At 72.8% G+C, this 19266-nt stretch carries 15 protein-coding genes and 1 pseudogene; 5 read left to right on the top strand and 11 right to left on the bottom strand.

The features are described from left to right. Positions 1–8 precede the first annotated feature (8 nt). The 9 genes and pseudogenes from AC6F7H_RS30485 to AC6F7H_RS30445 form a co-directional block, all read right to left on the bottom strand. Positions 9–209 (bottom strand): hypothetical protein, encoded by a 201-nt coding sequence (locus AC6F7H_RS30485; RefSeq protein ID WP_500760768.1) that lies wholly within the window; start codon positions 207–209, stop codon positions 9–11. A gap of 90 nt (positions 210–299) precedes the next feature. Further along, positions 300–1523, bottom strand: a complete 1224-nt coding sequence (locus AC6F7H_RS30480) for an RNA-guided endonuclease InsQ/TnpB family protein (RefSeq protein WP_500760765.1) — start codon at positions 1521–1523, stop codon at positions 300–302. Positions 1524–1907: 384 nt separating this feature from the next. Continuing rightward, positions 1908–2360 (bottom strand): annotated as a pseudogene (locus AC6F7H_RS30475) (amidase family protein); the annotation flags it as partial. Positions 2361–2440: 80 nt separating this feature from the next. Then, complete coding sequence (locus AC6F7H_RS30470; protein ID WP_500760763.1) at positions 2441–4435, bottom strand: helix-turn-helix domain-containing protein; 1995 nt, start codon at positions 4433–4435, stop codon at positions 2441–2443. A gap of 75 nt (positions 4436–4510) precedes the next feature. After that, positions 4511–5320, bottom strand: coding sequence for a 3-hydroxybutyrate dehydrogenase (locus AC6F7H_RS30465; RefSeq protein WP_500760760.1), 810 nt, complete (start codon positions 5318–5320; stop codon positions 4511–4513). 54 nt (positions 5321–5374) lie between these two features. Further along, a complete protein-coding gene (locus AC6F7H_RS30460) occupies positions 5375–5854 on the bottom strand; it encodes an NUDIX hydrolase (RefSeq protein ID WP_500760757.1) in 480 nt (159 codons plus the stop codon). A gap of 67 nt (positions 5855–5921) precedes the next feature. Then, entirely contained in the window at positions 5922–7535 is a 1614-nt protein-coding gene (gene lnt / locus AC6F7H_RS30455) for an apolipoprotein N-acyltransferase (RefSeq protein ID WP_500760755.1), read from the bottom strand. A 150-nt stretch (positions 7536–7685) separates the two neighbouring features. Beyond that, entirely contained in the window at positions 7686–8231 is a 546-nt protein-coding gene (locus AC6F7H_RS30450) for a phage holin family protein (protein WP_500760754.1), read from the bottom strand. 90 nt (positions 8232–8321) lie between these two features. Continuing rightward, positions 8322–9107 carry a glutamate racemase gene (locus AC6F7H_RS30445; protein ID WP_500760751.1) on the bottom strand — a complete coding sequence of 262 codons (786 nt, stop codon included), beginning with the start codon at positions 9105–9107 and terminating at the stop codon, positions 8322–8324. A gap of 39 nt (positions 9108–9146) precedes the next feature. Here AC6F7H_RS30445 and AC6F7H_RS30440 point away from each other — a divergent pair, with 39 nt between their 5' ends. After that, entirely contained in the window at positions 9147–10340 is a 1194-nt protein-coding gene (locus tag AC6F7H_RS30440; RefSeq protein WP_500760749.1) for a glycosyltransferase, read from the top strand. 19 nt (positions 10341–10359) lie between these two features. On the opposite strand, the gene AC6F7H_RS30435 is transcribed toward AC6F7H_RS30440, so the two are convergent. Then, positions 10360–11625 carry a TerD family protein gene (locus AC6F7H_RS30435; protein ID WP_500762146.1) on the bottom strand — a complete coding sequence of 422 codons (1266 nt, stop codon included), beginning with the start codon at positions 11623–11625 and terminating at the stop codon, positions 10360–10362. A gap of 291 nt (positions 11626–11916) precedes the next feature. Here AC6F7H_RS30435 and AC6F7H_RS30430 point away from each other — a divergent pair, with 291 nt between their 5' ends. The 4 genes from AC6F7H_RS30430 (at position 11917) to AC6F7H_RS30415 (ending at position 16568) form a co-directional block, all read left to right on the top strand. Next, positions 11917–12372, top strand: a complete 456-nt coding sequence (locus AC6F7H_RS30430) for a DUF6643 family protein (protein ID WP_500760746.1) — start codon at positions 11917–11919, stop codon at positions 12370–12372. A 74-nt stretch (positions 12373–12446) separates the two neighbouring features. Beyond that, positions 12447–13274 carry an MOSC domain-containing protein gene (locus tag AC6F7H_RS30425; RefSeq protein WP_500760744.1) on the top strand — a complete coding sequence of 276 codons (828 nt, stop codon included), beginning with the start codon at positions 12447–12449 and terminating at the stop codon, positions 13272–13274. A 147-nt stretch (positions 13275–13421) separates the two neighbouring features. Continuing rightward, positions 13422–14027, top strand: coding sequence for an Rv1733c family protein (locus AC6F7H_RS30420; protein WP_500760740.1), 606 nt, complete (start codon positions 13422–13424; stop codon positions 14025–14027). Between the two features lie 108 nt (positions 14028–14135). Then, positions 14136–16568: a right-handed parallel beta-helix repeat-containing protein gene (locus AC6F7H_RS30415; protein ID WP_500760737.1), complete on the top strand. Its 2433-nt coding sequence runs from the start codon at positions 14136–14138 to the stop codon at positions 16566–16568. 31 nt (positions 16569–16599) lie between these two features. On the opposite strand, the gene AC6F7H_RS30410 is transcribed toward AC6F7H_RS30415, so the two are convergent. Next, entirely contained in the window at positions 16600–18864 is a 2265-nt protein-coding gene (locus AC6F7H_RS30410) for a hypothetical protein (protein WP_500762144.1), read from the bottom strand. Between the last annotated feature and the right edge of the window lie 402 nt (positions 18865–19266).

Here is a 19266-nt window from a genome sequence, read left to right as displayed (position 1 = left end):
GGCACCGGTCAGACCTCTCCGTGTGTGTCGGCCCGATGGCCCGGCCGGTCTCGTGGCCCGTCGTCGCCGGGGAACGGGGCGGGGGCGGTGCGCAGGGCGAGGGCGCGCAGCATGCCGTCGGTGCCCAGTTCCTGCTGCAGCAGCCGCAGCCGGGCCAGGTGGGTGCGGGCGGTCGGGGAGAGGGGCTCGGGCGGGATCCCCTCGTCCACGACACGCCGCCGTGGTGACGACGCCTTCGTTTGACTTGCTCCTCGGGCTGAAGCCCGGGGATTCCGGCCTTCTCGATCGTTGCTGTGCCGCTACGCGGCACGGGGTTCGGTCGGGAATCCGTGGCTTCCTGTTTCTTCGCGCTGTGCCAGAACGGGTTCTGGTCTTACCGGCGCTCCGCAGGCCGATGCCGCCAGTCCGGCGGCCGTCTTCACGTTGATCGCGGCGTTGGTGTCCCGGTCGTGGACGGTGCCGCAGGCGGTACAGGTCCACTCCCGGACGTCGAGGGGTTTGGGTCCGTCCTTGACGCCGCAGGTGGAGCAGGTCTGGGAGGTCGGCTCGAACCGGCCGATCTTCACCAGGGTCCGTCCGTACCGTTCCGCTTTGTACTCCAGCATGTGCACGAACGATGACCATCCTGCGTCGTGCACGGACTTGGCCAGCCTCGTGCGGGCCAGTCCCGCCACCGACAGGTCCTCCACCGCGATCCCTTGGTTCTCGGAGATCAGTTTCGTGGAGAGCTGGTGATGGAACTCGCGGCGCGCGTCGGCGACCTCGGCGTGGGCGCGGGCGACCTTCAGGCGGGCCTTGGCCCGGTTCTTGCTTCCCTTCTGCTTGCGGGACAGCTCCCGCTGGGCCTTCTTCAGTTTCTTCTCCGCGCGGCGCAGGAACCTCGGGGAGTCGATCTTCGTGCCGTCGGACAGGACGGCGAAGTGGGTCAGGCCGAGATCGATGCCGATGGTGCGGTCGGTGTCGGGCATCCGGGCAGCGTCGGCGGCGGGGTCGGTGTCGATGACGAAGGAGGCGAAGTACCGGCCGGCCGCGTCCTTGATGACGGTGACGGAGGTGGGGGTGGTGGGCAGCGTGCGGGACCACTTCACCTTCACCGCCCCGATCTTCGGCAGGTTCAGACGACCGCTGTCGGTGATGCTCCAGCGGGCGTTGGCGGTGAACCGGATCGACTGCCGGGCATCCCCGCGGGACTTGAAGCGGGGCGGGCCCAGCTTCGGGCCCTTGCGGGTGCCCTTCAAGGAGGCGAAGAAGTTGCGATATGCGGTCTCGGCGTCCCGCAGGGACTGCTGCAACACCACCGCGGAGACCTCGCCCAGCCAGGACCGTTCCGCTGTCCGCTTGGCCTCGGTGATCAGGCGCGTGGACAGCTCGCCGATCGTCGGGAACGTCCCGCCCGCCGTGCGGGCGTCTTCACGGGCGCGGACCGCGTCGTTGAACACGACGCGGGCGCACCCGAACGCCTTCGCCAACGCGGTCTGCTGACCGGTGTCCGGATACAGGCGGAAGCCGTACCGAAGCTGCATGACCGTCACCCTACGTACCTGAGTTGTGGGTGAGATGCAGAAGATCAGAACTGGTCGGCACTGTGTTCTCGTCATGCATGTGCATTTGGTCTTCGTGACCGGGTTCCAGCACAAGGTGTTCACTGGTGCCCGCTTGAGGCGGATGGAGGAGATCAGCGGCACCTCCTCACTGTGGTCGGGCAGTACATCGAACAGCAGAACCGGCCGCTGTGAGCACAGCCCGGCTCCGCCAGGAGAAGCGATCACGACGCTCCGCGCCGCAGACGGTGAACCGCCGTGTCCGGCTCCGCCGGACCAGATGCGGCGACGCTCCGCGTCGCGACCATCAGATTCGCTTCACCACCGGGCTGAAGCCCGATGCACTGCGAATGAATCCCGGTAGACCGTGTTCCACGGGTTGCGAACGGGCTCGGCGCCCTCGTACTCCGTGGTGGGGCTGAACCCGAACTCGGGCAGCCGGGTCTTGCCCAGCACCGTGACGCCGGTGCTCAGGAACTGCCGGGCGAACGGCGCGTGCCGCCGCGCGGTCGCCGGGGTGAAAGCGGCGCTGCCGTGGCCGGTGGGCAGTCCCCGGTAGTCGGTGTTGTCCTTGACGAATGTCGGCACCCCGGCGAAGGCACCGCCCGCCCCGCCGACGTGCGCCGGGACCTCGGCGTGCGTCTGGACCGCGTTGAGTCTCGCCTCGACCGACCGCACCCGCTCCGCCGCGTCCCGGGCGGCCTCGGCGGCACCCACCTCCCCCCGCCGGATCGCCGCGGCGAGACCGACGGCGTCGTGTTCCCCCAGGGCGTCGTCCCGGAAGGCGTGCACCGCGCCGCGTTCCTCGAAAGTCGTCACCGCTACCTCAGCTCCCGGCCGTACGGATGGTTGCCCGGCATCATTCCGTACCGACAAGTAACACGCGAGAGGTCCGCCCGTCAGCTCCGTCCGGGTGCCGACGGGTCCGCCGGTGCCGAGAACCGGTACAGGCGCAGGGCCAGCTGGATCTCCAGGGTGCGGGCCGGGCTCTGCCAGTCGTCGCCCAGCAGGCGGCCGACGCGCTCCAGGCGCTGGGCGACCGTGTTCACGTGCACGTGCAGGTCGTCCTTGGTACGGGCAGGGCTCATACCGCAGGCGAAGTACGTGTCGAGGGTGCGCAGCAGTTCGGTGCCGCGTCGTTCGTCGTACGCGACGACCGGACCGAGGGTGCGGTCGACGAAGCCCGCGATGTCCCGCTCCCCGGCCAGGAGCAGCCCCAGGAAACCGAAGTCCTCGGCGGCGGCACCGTCGCCGGAGCGGCCCAGCACGCGCAGGGCGTCGAGACAGCGCCGGGCCTCCGCGTAGGCCGCCGCCACGGTGTCGGGGCGGGCGGTGAGGTGCTCGACCGGGGCGGACGCGCCGACGGTGACCGGCTCGTGCACGGCCGTTCCCAGGTGCCGGGCGGTACGACGGGCCAGGTCGGTGGCGGTGTCACCGGGGGCCAGGGGCAGCAGCAGGACGGCACCGCCGTCACGCGCGGAGGCGAGACCGTGGCGGGTCGCCGCGAGGTGCGACGCCGCGGCCCACAGGCGCCGACGGGCCTCCGCCTCCTCGTCGGCGTCGGCTGCGGCGCCCTCCAGGCGGGCGCTGAGTACGGCATGCGTCGCGTCGAGGTCGGCGTGCAGCCGGGCCGCGCGCTCGCGCAGCAGGCGCGGGTCGCGGTCGCGGGCGTCGAGCAGGTGGTCGAGCAGTTCGCCGCGGACGCGCTGCTCCGCCTCGGCGGCGGAGCGGCGGGCGAGCAGCAGGAGCGAGGTGACCATGGCGGCGCGCTCCAGAGTGCGCTGGTCGACGGGGTCCAGGCCGGGGTGGCCGCGCAGCACGAGGGCGCCGAGGAGTTCGTCGCCCGCGGCCACGGCGGCGATCCAGTCGCGGCCGTGCCGTACCGCGTGTCCTTCCGCACGGGACGCCTCGATGGCCTGGGCCGGGGCGTTGGCGGCCTCGGTGAACTCGACGGTGCCGTCCAGGACCTGGGAGACGGCGGCGGCCACGTCATGGACTCCGCCGCCGCGCAGGACGAGTTCGGCGAGCCGGTCGTGGACGTCGGAGGCGCGTTCGATGACCCCGCTGTGCTCCTGGATGATCTCGTTGGCGCGCTCCAGGTCGGCGAGGGCCGAGCGGGTCTCGGCGAGCAGGTTCGCGGTGTCGATGGCCGCCGCGGCGAGCGCGGCGAAGGAGCCGACCAGGGCGACCTGTTCCCGCTCGAAGACCCGGGCCCGCCGGTCCGCGGCGAACAGCACGCCGATGACGGTGTGCCCGAGCATGAGGGGAACCCCGAGGATGGCCACCAGTCCCTCGTCCCGCACGCCGGTGTCGATGGAGAGGGTGTGCTCGAAGCGGTCGTCGCGGAAGTAGTCGTCGGTCACATAGGGGCGGGCGGTCTGGGCGACCAGGCCGCCCAGGCCCTCGCCCATGCCGAGGCGCAACTGCTGGAAGCGGGCCGCGACCGAGCCCTCGGTGACCCGCATGTAGGTGTCGCCCCGGGCCGGGTCGTTCAGGCTGAGGTAGGCGACGTCGGTGCCGAGCAGCGAGCGGGCGCGCTGCACGATCGCCCGGAGCACGGCGTCCAGGTCGCGCAGTCCGGCCAGGTCGTGCGCGGTCTCGAAGAGCGCGGACAACTCGGCCTCCCTGCGGCGCCGCCCCTCCAGGTCGGAGCGGACGCGCAGGGCGAGCCGCCTGGCCTGTTCGAGGGCGGCGATCCGCTCGGCGGGCAGTCCCTCGGCGCGGGCCAGGAGCACCGGCTGCTCGTAGGCCTCGGCGGACGCGCCCCGGGCCAGGAGTTCCAGGAACGGCGTCTCGGCACTGCCGTACGCAGAACGGTCGTCAGAACGGGCCCGGCCCGGCACTGTCGGACCGGGAACCGGGGGCTCGGTGGACTGCACGTGATCGCGGGACATGGCCTCAGGATTCCTCATCCCGCGGCCGCCCCGTCAGGCCTGTGGACAACTCGGCCGGTGGGTCCGGACGGTGGCTCAGTGCGCGGTCCAGCCACCGTCCAGTACCAGCGAGGTGCCGGTCACGAAGGACGCCTGCGGGGCGCACAGATACGCCACCGCCTCGGCGATCTCCTCCGGTTCGATGAGCCGTTTGACCGCGCTGTCCCGCAGCATGACCGTGGCCACGACCTGCTCCTCGGGGATGCCGTGCGCACGGGCCTGGTCGGCTATCTGCCGCTCGACCAGCGGGGTGCGCACATAGCCGGGGTTCACACAGTTCGAGGTGACACCGTGGGGTGCGCCTTCGAGGGCGGTGGTCTTGGACAGCCCCTCAAGACCGTGTTTGGCGGCCACATAGGCGGACTTGTATGCCGAGGCACGCAGCCCGTGGACCGAGGACACATTGACGATGCGGCCCCAGCCCTGTCCGTACATATGGGGCAGGGCTCCGCGGATGAGCCGGAACGGCGCCTCCAGCATCACGGTGAGCACCGTGTGGAACACCTCCGGCGGGAAGTCCTCGATCGGCCGTACCAGTTGCAGTCCGGCATTGTTGACCAGCACGTCCGTGCCCACGGCGACGAGTTCGGCGGCGTCCAGGTCCATGAGGTCGAGAACGTGCGGCTCGACGCCGCCCCCGAGGCCCCGGGCCTGCTCGGCCAGCTCCTGCAGGCCGGCGGCGTCCCGGTCGACGGCTCTCACCTCGGCCCCGGCGGCCGCGAGCCGCAGCGTGCAGGCGCGGCCGATACCGCCGGCGGCGCCGGTGACCAGAGCGGTACGGCCACCGAGGTCGAGCGGGGGAACATGGGGAACACGGCGAGCGCGGCGGGCGTGGGGCGCGGTCATGTCCCGACCCTAGGCAGCGCCCCCGCCTCGCCCCATATGGTGACGCCCCACAGTTCAGCCGGAACCAGTGGAGTCGAACCATGTGGGTGCATCGGCCATGGCTTGCTTGATCCGGAAGCGCCCGAACTCGTTGAGATCCGGCAGCGCGTCCACGGCGAACCAGCCGACGTCCAGCGACTCGTCGTCGTTGACCCGTGCCTCACCGCCGACGGCCCGGCAGCGGAACGTGATGTCCATGTACTGGCAGATGTCTCCGTTGTCGTAGGTCACCGGGTTCAGCGCCTGAACCAGGACGACGCGCTCGACGACGCAGTGCACCGCGGTCTCCTCCTCGACCTCGCGCACGGCACAGGCCGCGGGCTGCTCCCCCGGGTCGGGGATGCCGCCGATCACCGACCACTTACGGGTGTCGGACCGGCGGTTCAGCAGCACTCTGCCCTCGTCGTCGAAGACGAGGGCGGTGACCCCGGGGAGCCAGAGCAACTGGTGGCCGGCGGAGGCGCGCAGGGTGCTGATGAAGTCAGGAGTAGCCATGCCGTGACCTTAACGGGCGGGTCGGGCCGCTCCGCGGCGCTTCAGGGCGTGTGTGCCGGGCGTACGACTACGCGCCACCGGCGCGCCGCCCGCGCACACCGGCGGCCACGGCCCACCCCAGGCCGCCCGCGGCGACCAGGACGAGAGCGGTCTCCGGGAGGACGCCGAGGCGGGTGGCGGGGGTCTGCGAGGAGCGCAGCGGCACCTCCTGCACCAGGGAGTCGGCGACGAACATGCCGGTCTTCTGGCTGACCGTCCCGTCCGGCATGATGATCGCACTCACCCCGCTGGTCACCGGTACGGTGACGGTACGGCTGTGCTCGACGGCGCGGACCCGGGACATGGCGAGCTGCTGGTAGGTCATCTCGCTGCGGCCGAAGGTCGCGTTGTTGCTGGGTACGGAGATCAGCTGGGCGCCGTCCTTGACGGTGTCGCGCACCGCCCAGTCGAAGGCCGCCTCGTAGCAGGTGACAAGGCCGACCCCGGCCCCGGCCATGGTGAACACGCCCGGTTCGGTGCCCCGGCTGAAGTCCTGGCGGACCATCGACGTCCAGTCGTCGTTGATCGCCCCGACCAGGGAGCGCAGCGGAAGGTATTCGCCGAACGGCTGGATCTGCCGCTTGTCGTAGGTGTCGACGGGGCCCTTCACCGGGTCCCAGAGGACCTGCTCGTTGAGCAGCCTGCCGTCCTTGCCCACCACCACGGCGCCGACCGAGACGGGCACGCCGATCGCCTTGGCCGCCCGGTCGATCACGGCGTACGCGTCGGCGTTGGCGAAGGGGTCGATGTCGGAGGAGTTCTCCGGCCACAGCACGATGTCGGGCCGCTCCACCCGGCCCGCGTCGACCTCCGCGGCCAGGCGTTCCGTCTCGCGCGCGTGGTGGTCGAGAACGGCCCGCCGCTGCGAGTTGAAGTCGAGCCCCAGCCGCGGCACATTGCCCTGGACGACCGCGACGGTCGCCGTACCGGTCTCGGCCGTGTCGCTCACCAGCGGCCGGGCGGCCACCGCGGCCACGGCCGGCACCGCCACGCTCAGCGCGCCGACGGCCGCCGTGACGCGCCGCACGGTCCCGGTACGGCGGGCGTCCACAGCCACCCGCACGATCTCGTACAGGCCGAAGCCGCACAGCACGACCGCGAAGCCGAGCACCGGGGTCCCGCCCAGCGCGGCGAGCGGCAGGAAGACGCCGTCCGCCTGCCCGAACGCGATCTTGCCCCAGGGGAACCCGTGGAACGGCACACGCGCACGTGCCGCCTCACCGGCGATCCACAGCGCGGCGGCCCACACCGGCCACCCGGGCAGCTTCGACACCGCGGCGACACCCGCGCCGACCAGCGCGACGAAGAGCGCCTCGATCACGGCGAGGGCGATCCACGGACCGGGTCCGACCTCCACGCCCGTCCAGACCAGGAGCGGCAGGAGGAAGCCCAGCCCGAAGAGATGGCCGAGGCCGAGCCCGGCCTTCCAGCCGCGCCCGCGCAGCACCCAGCCGAAGACGGCGAAGGCGGGCAGCGCCAGCCACCACAAGGTGCGCGGCGGGAAGCTGATGTACAGGAGCAGCCCGGAGAGTGCTGCCGCTACGGCCGGAACGAGGCGCGCGAGCCGCCTGGACCACGCCCTGGGCGCGGTCTGCGGCGGCATCGGGGCCGACTCGCCGACGGAGGTTGCGGTGACGGTCACCCGGAGAGTCTACGGCGCGTGACCTGGGCGCCGACCGCACGATCGCCCGGCTGCGGAGCACGGCCCGGCCGGGGCCTGGCCACCGGGCGGCACGGTTCGCGCTGCGTCTGCCGACCGAGGGGATCGCGGTGACCGCTCTCCCCCGGCAGGTCAGTGGACCGGGCCCGGCCGGTGCGGGTGCAGGCGGTCGCGGATGACGCGTACCGCTGCCTCCGCGTCGTCCACGGTGATCGTGAAGGTGTGTCCGTCCCACAGGCTCAGGACGAGGCCCTCACCGCGGCGCACGACGACCGCCGTGCCCTTCTCGGGCCGCCAGCGATAGCCCCAGCCGCCCCAGTGCCGCGGGGTGACGTGCGGTACGAACTCGGCTCCGGCGACGTGCGACAGCGGGATGCGGCGGCGCGGCACGCCCATGTGACCGCAGCGCACCTCGAGGTGGTCCTCGTCGACACGCAGCGCGACGTGCACGAAGGCGAGCGTGCCGAACAGGACCAGCAGCCCGGCGGCGATGCACCCGACGACTGCCATGACCAACGGCGCGACGCCGGTCGTCCACGTCGAGTCGACGGCCAGCACGATGCCGAGCGTCATGCAGGCGACACCGACGAGCGCCAGGAGCCACTGCATGCGGTTGGTCGCGCGGCCGGTCCAGACATGGGGGTACGGGGGGTGGGCACTGCGGGGGTGGTCCCTCATGCGCTTGAGGCTACTTCGGTTTCGCCGTGTGGGTACGGGGTCGCACGGCGTCACTGCGCCGACCGGGCGTGAACCGGTCCCTCGACGGTCTCACCCGGCGGGGGTGACCGCCTGCAGCAGCCGGCCTTCCGCGTAGGCGAGGGCGGCCGGCGGAAGCGTGCCCTCGCGGCCGCTCAGCAACACCGTGAGGGTGCCGGTCGCCGGGGCCTCGGGGGCAGGCCGTTCACCGACCCGGCGCATGGCCTGGGCGGCGACCGCTCCGGCGGAGCCGTGCAGGACCAGTGGCGGCCGGCCGGGGCGCCGCACGGCGGCCCGGATGCGTTCGGCGACCAGTTCGTAATGGGTGCAGCCCAGGACGACGGTCGTCACGTCCTCCGGGGTGAGTGCGGCGGCGGCGGCGACGGCCGCGTCGATCGCGTTCTCGTCCGCGCGCTCCACGGCCTCCGCAAGACCCCAGCAGGGCACCTCGGTGACGGTCACGCCGTCGGCGAAGTCCCGGATCAGATTCCGCTGGTACGGGCTGCCGGTCGTCGCCGGGGTGGCCCAGATGGCGAACGGCCCGCCGCCGGCGGCCGCCGGCTTGATCGCCGGGACGGTGCCGATGACGGGCAGGACCGGTTCGAGGCGGTCGCGCAGGGCGGTGAGGGCGTGCACGGTGGCGGTGTTGCAGCCGACGATCAGGGCGTCGGGCCGCCGTGCGGCAGCCGCCTCGGCGACGGCCAGGGCGCGGGCGGTGAGGTCCTGGGGAGTCCTGGGGCCCCAGGGCATGCCGTCGGGGTCGAGGGAGAGGACGAGATCGGCGTCGGGGCGCAGGCGCCGTACCGCTGCGGTGGCCGCGAGCAGGCCGATTCCGGAGTCCATGAGCGCGATCTTCACCCGGCCACGATAGACGATGAGCCGCTTCCGGCCGCTTCCGTGGGGCAGACTGCGCACGTGAGCGCCGTAGTGTGGACCGCCGCCGTGTCCCTCGCCGCCTGGCTGTGGCTGCTGCTCTTCCAGGGCTTCTTCTGGCGTACGGATGTCCGGCTGCCGTCCCGGCGGGAGCCCGAGGCGTGGCCGTCGGTGTGCGTGGTGGTCCCCGCGCGTGACGAGGCGGCGGTGCTGCCCGCGAGCCTGCCGTCGCTGCTCGCCCAGGACTACCCCGGGCGGGCGGAGGTCTTCCTGGTCGACGACGGAAGCACGGACGGCACCGGGGAACTCGCGCGTGAGCTGGCGGGCCGGCCCGGGGGCCTGCCGCTGACCGTGGGCTCGCCCGGTGAGCCGCCGGCCGGCTGGACCGGCAAGCTCTGGGCGGTGCGGCACGGCATCGAGCTGGCACGCGCGCGGGCGCCCGAGTACCTGCTGTTGACGGACGCCGACATCGCGCACGCGCCCGACAGCCTGCGCCGGCTGGTCGCGGCGGCCCGTACCGGGGGGTTCGACGTCGTCTCGCAGATGGCGCGGCTGCGCGTGGAGAGCGTCTGGGAGCGGCTGGTCGTACCGGCGTTCGTGTACTTCTTCGCGCAGTTGTATCCGTTCCGCCGGATCCGGCGGAACGGAACGCGGACGGCCGCGGCGGCCGGGGGCTGTGTACTGCTGCGCGCCGAGGCGGCCGAGCGGGCGCGGATCCCCGACGCCATCCGACAGGCCGTCATCGACGACGTGGCCCTGGCGCGGGCGGTCAAGGCCGGCGGCGGACGGGTCTGGCTGGGGCTGGCGGACCGGGTGGACAGTGTGCGCCCGTATCCGCGGCTGGACGACCTGTGGCGCATGGTGTCGCGCAGCGCGTACGCGCAACTGCGGCACAGCCCGGTGCTGCTGGCCGTGACGGTCGTGGGGCTGGCGCTGGTGTACCTGGTGCCGCCGGTGGCCGTCGTCGCGGGACTGGCGGCCGGGGACCGGGGGGCCGTGGCCGTCGGTGCGGCGGCCTGGCTGGTGATGACGGGAACGTACGTCCCGATGCTCCGCTACTACCGGCAACCGCTGTGGCTCGCTCCCCTGTTGCCGTTCACCGCGTTCCTGTACCTCCTGATGACGGTCGATTCGGCGGTGCGGCACCACCGCGGGCGGGGTGCGGCCTGGAAGGGCCGCACCTACCCGCGTCCGGGCGCGCTGCCCGAGGAGGGCTGAGCCGGCCGGTCGTCGAGGGTCACTTGCGGCCCGGGGTCCAGTTCATGCCCCATCCGTAGGCGCGGTCGACGGTGCGCTGGGGGCTCACTCCCCGCTCGGGCACCAGATAGCGGGCCTCGCGCTGGACGACGAGGTCACCACCGGTGTTGGTGATGAGGGCGAGGGCGCACACCGTGGAGGGGACGGTGCACTCGTCGAGCGAGAAGTCGACCGGGGCGCCGTGCTGCGGCTGGAGGGTGACCGTGGCGTGCAGGTCGGCGAAGGAGCGGGCGCCCTCGTAGATGGTGACGAAGACGAGGACGCGCCGGAAGTACTGCTGGTGGTCGAGGTTGACGGTGAGGTTCTCGCCGGACGCGACGGCGCCGGTGCGGTCGTCGCCGTCCAGGTGGATGAACGGGGGCCGCCGCAGGGATCCGAAGGCGTTGCCCAGGGCCTGGACGACTCCCTTGCTGCCGTCGGTGAGTTCGTACAGGGCGCACAGGTCGAGGTCGAGGTCGGAGTGCATGGCGACCGGGCGGCCCAGCTTGCCCGCCCAGCCGGAGAACTGTTTGCGCACCTGCCAGTTGAGGTTCTCCCGGAGGACACCCGAGGTTCCGCCCTGTTTGGTCAGCGAGACGGCCGGGGCCTCCTTGGTGAGCGTCACCTTGGTGAGCCGGACCGGCGCCGGCGACGTGGTGGGCGCGGGCGGGGTGAGGGGCCGGGCCGCGGGGGCCGGAGGAGGCGTGACGGCCGGGGGCGTCGAAGGCGGGGCGGGGGCGGCGTGCTGCGGCTCGTCCACGGTGATGCCGTAGTCGGTGGCCAGGCCCTCGAGTCCGTTGCTGTAGCCCTGCCCCACCGCGCGGAACTTCCAGGCTCCCTGACGGCGGTAGAACTCGCCGAGCACGAAGGCGCTCTCGCTGGTCGCGCCCATGCTGTCGAACCGGGCCGCGACGGTGCCCTGCGCGGCGTCCCTGACCTCGATGTACAGGTCGGGGATCCGGCCGAAGGTGCCACCGTCGGAGGAGGCCGCGAGGATCACGGTCTCGACACCGGGCTCCACGCGCGTGAGATCGACGAGAAGGGTGTCGGTCACCTGGCCGCCGGCGCTCCGCTTGCCCTCGTGCCGGACGGCTCCGGAGGAGTGGGCGGGTTGGTTGTAGAAGACGAAGTCGCCGTCGGAGCGGACCTTGCCGCCGGCCAGCAGCAGCGCGGAGGCGTCCGCGTCGGGGACGCCGGGGCCCGGGCGCCACCCCAGTTCCACCCTGAGTGCCGCGGTCGGCACCGGTGTGTTCGATCCCTTCGACATCGACATGCCCGCCCCCATCACGTGTCACCTCGCCAGGTCACACCCGGCGTCCGTCGGATCTCGTTCGCCCAACCTAGTGCCCGCGCGAGGGAAGTCCCACGGGGCATGCGCGGAGAAGTGACGACCAGCCGGTAACCCGCCCGGAACTCGGCTTTTACCAGAAGGTCACCCGAAGTAACAGCCACTTCCTCCAAGTTCGCCCGTTTTAGTGATCCCTGGTCGTTGAGGACACGGAAAACAACCCTCTTATCGGTCTCCCCAACCAGCACATCGTGGGCTTAACTTATGGCCATGACCTCCCCCCGCTCCACTTATGGCGGCGGCTACTACTCCGCCTCCTTCCCGGACACCCCGATCTACGACTCGCTCGTGGCCGAGCGGGGCACCCCGCAGATCGCCCCGATCCGGGTCCCCTCCGCCTACGACGTGCCGGGCAGCCATCTCCCTGCACTTCCCTCGGCGTTGCCCGCCCTCCCGGCGGCCCCCTCCCAGCCCGCCTACGGTTACCCGCAGGCGCAGCAGCCGGCCCCGCTCCAGCAGGCGCACGCGCCGCACGTCCCGCAGCAGGCCACCGCGTACATCCCGCAGCAGGCGACCGCGCCGCGCGGCTATCCCCAGCCCCAGTCGCAGCCGCCGCGTCCGGCCGCTCCCGGCTCGGGCTACGAGGCGATGCGCCCCGCGACCCCGCGGCCGGCGCCCGCCCCGTACCAGGATCCGTACAACAACCAGCAGTACCGCGGCTACTGATCCCCGGGCACGGAGCCGTTCCGCGGGCCGCCCTGCCCCATGGAGCCGTCGCCGTCGGCCGGCCCGACGACTCCATGGGGACCGCACTGCTGCACTCGATTCACGTACATCCGGTCAAGGCTTTCCGCAGCCTGTCCCTCCGGGAGGTCTCCGTGGAGCCCTGGGGGCCGGCCGGGGACCGGCGCTGGATGCTGATCGACGACGGGGGGAGGGTCGTCACCCAACGCGGTCATCCACGCCTCGCCCTGGCCGCCGCCGACCTCCTGCCCGGCGGCGGTCTCCGGCTGTCCGCGCCCGGAGCGGATCCCGTCACGGTGCCCGTCCCTCCTTCGGGCCGCACCGAGCGGGTGCGGATCTTCCGCGACGACATCGAGGTGGTCCCGGCCGCCGACGACGCCGTGCACGCCTGGTGCAGCGCCTTTCTCGGCATCGGCGTACGCCTGGTGCACCTGGACGACCCGGCCACGCGGCGGCCGGTCGATCCCGAGTTCGCGCTGCCGGGCGAAACCGTCAGCCTCGCCGACGACTACCCCCTGCTGCTCACCACCACCGCGTCCCTGGACGCCCTCAACGTCCTCGTCGCCGAGGGCGACCACGCGGGCGAGGGGCCCCTGCCCATGAGCCGCTTCCGGCCGAACATCGTGGTCGGGGGGACCACCGCCTGGGCCGAGGACTCCTGGTCGCGCATCACCGTCGGCGAGGTCGCCTTCCGTGTCGCCAAGCCCAGCGGACGGTGCGTGGTGACGACCACCGACCAGCGCACCGCCGAGCGCGGCCGCGAGCCCCTGCATTCGCTCGGCCGGCACCGCCGGTTCGGCGACAAGCTGGTGTTCGGTCAGAATCTGGTCCCCCTCTCCCCCGGCACGATCCGGGTCGGCGATCGGGTCACGGTCCTCGCCTGACCTCCCCGCCCGCTCGATCCCGTGCGTGGGCCGCGTCCACCGGCGAAGGGTGATGTGCCTCTCTCTTCCACGGAACCCCGCACGAACCGTTCCGTCGGGAGCTATCACGGAGGTGGGAATCAGGGAAGCGGGAGGGCGGTGCGGCCGGTGCGGGCGATCAGCGGACTGTGGCGCTGGCGGCACAACCCGCTGTGCCGCCCGACCGATCTGGCCGAGGGCTGGGTGAGGCTCGTGGCGCTGTTGCTCGTCGTCCTCGCCGCCCCGGTCGCCGGGGTCCTCGCCGGGGGCGCCACCGAGGACGTCCTGCAGCGTTCCGTGCGCGAACAGCACGAGAACCGGCACCATGTGCGGGCCACGGTGATACGCGAGTTGGACCCCTCCCCGCTGAGCGTCGACCCGGAGGGCTCCGTCGGCGGGGAGCCGCGCACCCGGGTCCTCGCCCGCTGGACCGCCTCCGACGGCACCGAGCACAGCGGCCCGGTGTCGACGCGTCTGAAGGACCCTCGGCCGGACGACCGCTTTCCCCTGTGGACCGACGCCGGGGGCCGCATCACAGCACGGCCGATGGACACGGTGACGGCGACGACGCACGCCGTGCTCGCCGGCTTCGGCGTGACCCTGCTGACGGCTGCTGCGATCGAGGGCGTCAGACGGCTGGTCGTCCGGCGCATGGTCCACCACCGGTACGTCCGCCTGGACCGGGCCTGGGAGAGGGCGGGCCCCGACTGGGGCAGGACCGGCACCGGAAGCTGACGGCCTGGTGCCTCTGGTCAATGCGACAGCCGTGCGCACGCTACGGTGGTCCGGCCGGAGCATTCGACGGCAAACCCGCGTACGACAAGGTGGGGGCACAGCTACGCCATGGCACAGGGCACGGTCCAGGTGACGCACACCGGCACATCGCGATGGCGGCGCCGCACAGGTGAATACACGTCGCTCGCCGCCGCCCTGGAGGCCGCGGCCGAGGGCGACATCCTCACCGTCGCTCCCGGAACCTACCGGGAGAACCTCGTCGTGGAGCGGGCGGTGACCCTGCGCGGACCCGAGGGCTCGCCCGGCTCGGTGCGCATCGCCCCCGTGGACGGGGTCCCGCTGACCGTACGCGCGTCCGCGATGGTCCAGGACCTGCATGTGGAGGGGCAGGACTCCGCGGCGCCGGCCCTGCTGATAGAGGAGGGCACTCCGGAACTGCGGGACGTACGGGTGGTCACCCGGTCGGCTGTCGGCATAGAGGTGCGCGGCAGCGCCCGGCCGACGGTCCGCCACTGCACGGTCGACAACCCGGCGGGGGTCGGCATCGCCGTACTCGACGGCGGGGGCGGGGTGTTCGAGGAGTGCGAGGTCGTCGCCGCCGGACAGGCGGGCGTCGCGGTACGCGGGGGCGCGCACCCCCGGCTCGAGCGCTGCCGCGTGCACCACACGGCCGGCTCGGGACTCACCGCCACCGGGGAGAACTCGGCGCTGGAGGCGGTGGGTTGCGAGGTCTACGAGGTGCGGGGCAGCGGTGTCCAGGTGACCGGCCGGGCGACCGCGCACCTCACCGACTGCGAGGTGCACCGCACCACCGGCGACGGTGTCACCCTCGACACCGACGCGGTACTGACACTGGCCGACTGCCGTATCCACGACATCCCGGAGAACGCGGTCGATCTGCGTTCCCGCTCCGTCCTCACCATGACCCGCACCGTCGTTCGGCAGTTCGGCCGCAACGGCCTGTCGTTGTGGGACCCGGGCACCCGCGCGGACGCCAACCAGTGCGAGATCTCCGACAGTACCGGCGACTATCCGGCGGTGTGGGTGAGTGACGGCGCGACCGTCGTACTGGACTCCTGCCGGGTGCACGACGTGCCGGACGCCCTGTTCGTCCTCGACCGCGGTTCACGCGCTGACGTGGTCGACAGCGACCTGTCGCAGGTACGCAACACCGCGGTGTCGGTGAGCGACGGCGCCACCGCGCAGCTCGACGACTGCCGGATCCGGGAGGCGGCCACGGGAGCCTGGTTCCGGGACCACGGCAGCGGCGGCACCCTCAGCAACTGCACCCTGGACGGCATGCAGACCGGTGTGATCGTCACCAAGGGAGCCGATCCGACCGTCGAACGCTGCACCATCGATTCCCCGGCCGAGGCCGGTGTCTACGTCTCGGCCGGTGGCCGCGGCAGCTTCCTGGGCTGCCGGGTCACGGGCAGCGGCGGGTACGGCTTCCACGTGATAGACGGCAGCCGGACCACACTGCGGAAGTGCCGCACGGAGCGCTGCGCGCGCGGTGGTTACGAGTTCGCCGAGAGCGGCGGAGCGGCCGGGGCGGGCGGTCCCGTGGTGGAGGACTGCACCAGTGACGAGAGCGGCCATCTCGCGTCGCCGACGGCACCGGAACCGGCCGTGCAGACCGTGGCCCACTCCCCCGGTCTGCTGGGCGCCGTTCCCGGGCCCCGTGCCGGACAGGCGCCGCCCGCCCCCGCTGCCGAACCGGAGAAGGAGCTGCGGCCGTCGAAGACCGTGCTCGGTGAACTCGACGCGCTGGTGGGCCTGGAGAGCGTCAAACGGGAGGTGCGGGCCCTCACCGACATGATCGAGGTGGGCCGGCGCCGGCAGCAGGCCGGGCTGAAAGCGGCCTCCGTCAAGCGCCATCTGGTGTTCACGGGCTCCCCCGGCACCGGCAAGACCACGGTCGCCCGCCTGTACGGCGAGATCCTCGCCTCCCTCGGCGTGTTGGAGAAGGGCCATCTGGTCGAGGTCTCCCGGGTCGATCTGGTCGGCGAGCACATCGGTTCCACCGCGATCCGCACCCAGGAGGCGTTCGAGAAGGCGCGCGGCGGTGTGCTGTTCATCGACGAGGCGTACGCGCTCTCCCCCGAGGACTCCGGGCGGGACTTCGGCAAGGAGGCCATCGACACGCTGGTGAAGCTGATGGAGGATCACCGGGACGCGGTCGTGGTGATCGTCGCGGGGTACACGGCGGAGATGGAGCGGTTCCTGTCCGTCAACCCGGGGGTGGCGTCCCGTTTCTCCCGGACCATCACCTTCGGTGACTACGGGTCCGAGGAGCTGTTGCGCATCGTGGAACAGCAGGCCGAGGAGCACGAGTACCGGCTGGCGGCGGGTGCCTCGGAGGGGCTGCTGAAGTACTTCACGGAGATCCCCAAGGGGCCCGCGTTCGGCAACGGCCGCACCGCGCGGCAGACGTTCGAGGCGATGGTGGAGCGGCACGCGAGCCGGGTCGCCCAGCTGCCGGAGCCGAATACGGACGACCTGACCCTGCTCTACGCCGACGACCTGCCCGAGCTGCCCTGATCCCGCCGCCGCGCGTCACGCGGCGCGGACCTCACGCGGTGGGCGCGCCGGAGCCGCTGCGGACGCCGCCGTCGGGTTCTCCCGTGTGCCGCGGTGCCGGAACCTCCGGCCGCAGCCGGGCCAGCAGCCGTCGGCGTTCCTCGGCGAAGGCCGGGTCCGCCTGGTAGTCGGAGTGGCCGAGGATCGGCGCGGGCAGCGGGTGGGCCTCGGTGCGGCCGTACGCCAGGGGGTCCCCCAGCGGAGGGCGGTCCACCTCGGGGCCGCGGTCGCCGGGCAGCCGCACCGGGCCGCCGATGGGGTCGGTGAGCCGGTGGAGGTTGCGCCAGCAGTCGACCTCCTGGTGCAGGGCGCCGAGCGCGGCGGGTCCGAAGTGGGCCGGGAACCAGCGGCCGTAGAGCCGTTCCAGCGGGGACCCGTAGGTGAGCAGTGCGACGCGGTTGCGGGTGGCGGGGGTGAGCTGCCAGGCCGCGGCGGCGGCGAGGACGCTTCCCTGGGAGTGTCCGGAGAGCACCAGCCGTCCGCCGGTGGACCGCGTCCAGGTCTCGATCCGCCAGGTCAGGTCCGGCACCGCCCGTTCGGCGTAGCAGGGTGGTGCGAAGGGGTGGGCGGCGCGCGGCCAGAAGGTGCCGACATCCCACAGGATGCCGATCGTGCGCCGCGCGGAGGCGTCCTTGTAGGCGCGCCGGCCCCAGGTGACGAACAGGATGAAGCCGAGTCCGATCAGCCAGGAGCCCAGTGCCTGCGCCGTCTCGGCGGCGCCGTGCACCACGGCGTAGGTGCCTTCTGCGGCCTGGCCGGGCGTCCGGTCGGTGGTCAGGGCGCCGACGAGGGCGCCCGCGCCCAGCAGCAGGGTCGCGGCGGAGGTGACGGCGACGATGCGGGGTGCCCGGTCGGTGAGGGTGGCCATGGTGCGGGCGTAGGCGATCCGCCGGGTACGGGCGGGGTCGCCGGTCTCGCCCGGGAACTCGTGCGCCACGGCGGCGCGCTCGTCGCGGGCGATGCGCCAGGCCCGCCGGGCCAGCCAGCCGCAGAGCCCCAGCAGCAGGACGAGCAGGGGCGGGATCACGGACGCCTGCCAGGTGAGCACCACCGGTGGCCCGGGAATCGACGCCCCGGTGCCGTCCAGCCAGTCGGAGACCCGCTGGGCCACGCCGCCGGACATCACGCCGCCCAGTGCGCAGGCCAGCATCGCGACCGCGGGTCCGGCCAGTCCCCGCATGGCGGCACGCCGATCGGGGGCGCTTCGGTGCAGGGCGTGGGCGACTCCGGCGAGCACGATCACGAGGAGGCCCTGGGCGAGGGTGATGGTTCCGAAGGTCGCATCGCCGGACAGCCGGCCCGCCGACTCCCAGCCGGGGCGCTGCCATCCGGCGTACACCAGGGTCAGGACGAGCAGGGCGAGTGCGGCAAGGGGCAGCAGGCGCACCACGCGGGTGTCGAGTTCGCCGTCCAGCCGGCGGTCGGTGCGGCCGCGGCGGCAGACCACCCACACCACGGCGGCCGCGCCGGCGAACAGCGCCGCTTCGAGGAGCGGGCCGAGGACACCCAGCACCGCGGGGCCGCCGGGAGCACGGTCGTGACGGGCAGCCGCGCTGCCGACCGCGGCGGCGACGGTGAGCAGTCCGGCGGCGGTGTGCGCGGCGCGCAGCCGGGCGACCAGACGACGGCCGTACCAGAAGCCGGGCCGGCCCAGGGCGGTGGGGCCGGCTTCCTCCTCGGGCCCCTCGGGCTCGATCTCGTGGGCCATCGGCTGCTGGGACTCGTACGCGCTCCAGGTGCGCAGGGACAGGTACCACAGCAGCCCGGTCAGGGCTGTGGGCACCAGGGCGGCGAGGGCGAGCCGGCGGCCCGGCAGGCTCCACCAGCCGCCGTCCGAGGCCTCGGGCGACAGGAAGCCGAGCCAGGAGTGCCGCGCGGCGCACGCGTGCGTGCCCGCGCACTGCCAGGCCGCGAGGTCCAGGGCGACCTCGCAGGCGGCCGCGACGAGCAGCACCGTCAGGCTCAGTCCGGCCAGCCGCACCAGCAGTCCGTACAGCTTCACGAGGCGTCTGCCTCTGCGGCCTCGGGCCGTCGGGCGCATCCAGTGGGCGAGGTTGACCACCATGAAGGGCAGCAGCAACAGCCACAGGGCGCGGGTGCCGTTGCCGGAGGTGAGGTTGCACCAGACGTAAGCCTCGGGGACCGGGCCGTCCCGCTGGTCGGCGGGCCGGCGCTCCGCGTCGGCGTCGTCGGCACGCCGGAACACGGCGGCGATGTCGTCACCCGTGATCCGCACCGTGCGCGGATCGTTCAGCATCTCCTGCGGGGTGGTGCCGCCCACCCCGTGGACCAGGAGTTCCAGGGCTGCTCCGGCTTCCCCGGCCCGCTCGGCCGGGTCGCCCGCGCCCTCGGCCGGTCCGTGTTCCCGCGCATGCTCCACTGCTTCGCACCTCCCCCGTGACACGCCGTCGGATCCGTCCGTGCGGGCACAGGATCTCCCCTGCCGGAGCGGCTCGCACCTGTTCTCACGGAATCTCCCCGATCCGGGTGAGGTTCGGGCGGCCCGCGGGACGAATCCACGGGACAACGGTGGCATGTCCGCGACGAACAGCCGGGTGCGCCGCCCTTGTACCGGCATGCGAGGATGGGACGCCGACGCACCGGTGACTGAAAGAACGTGCCGGTCGGACCGGGCGTGTGCGGCGTGTCGGACGGCTGG

The sequence above is a fragment of the Streptomyces sp. MMS24-W38 genome (assembly GCF_059889265.1).
This window is presented reverse-complemented; position numbering and strand designations above follow the sequence as displayed.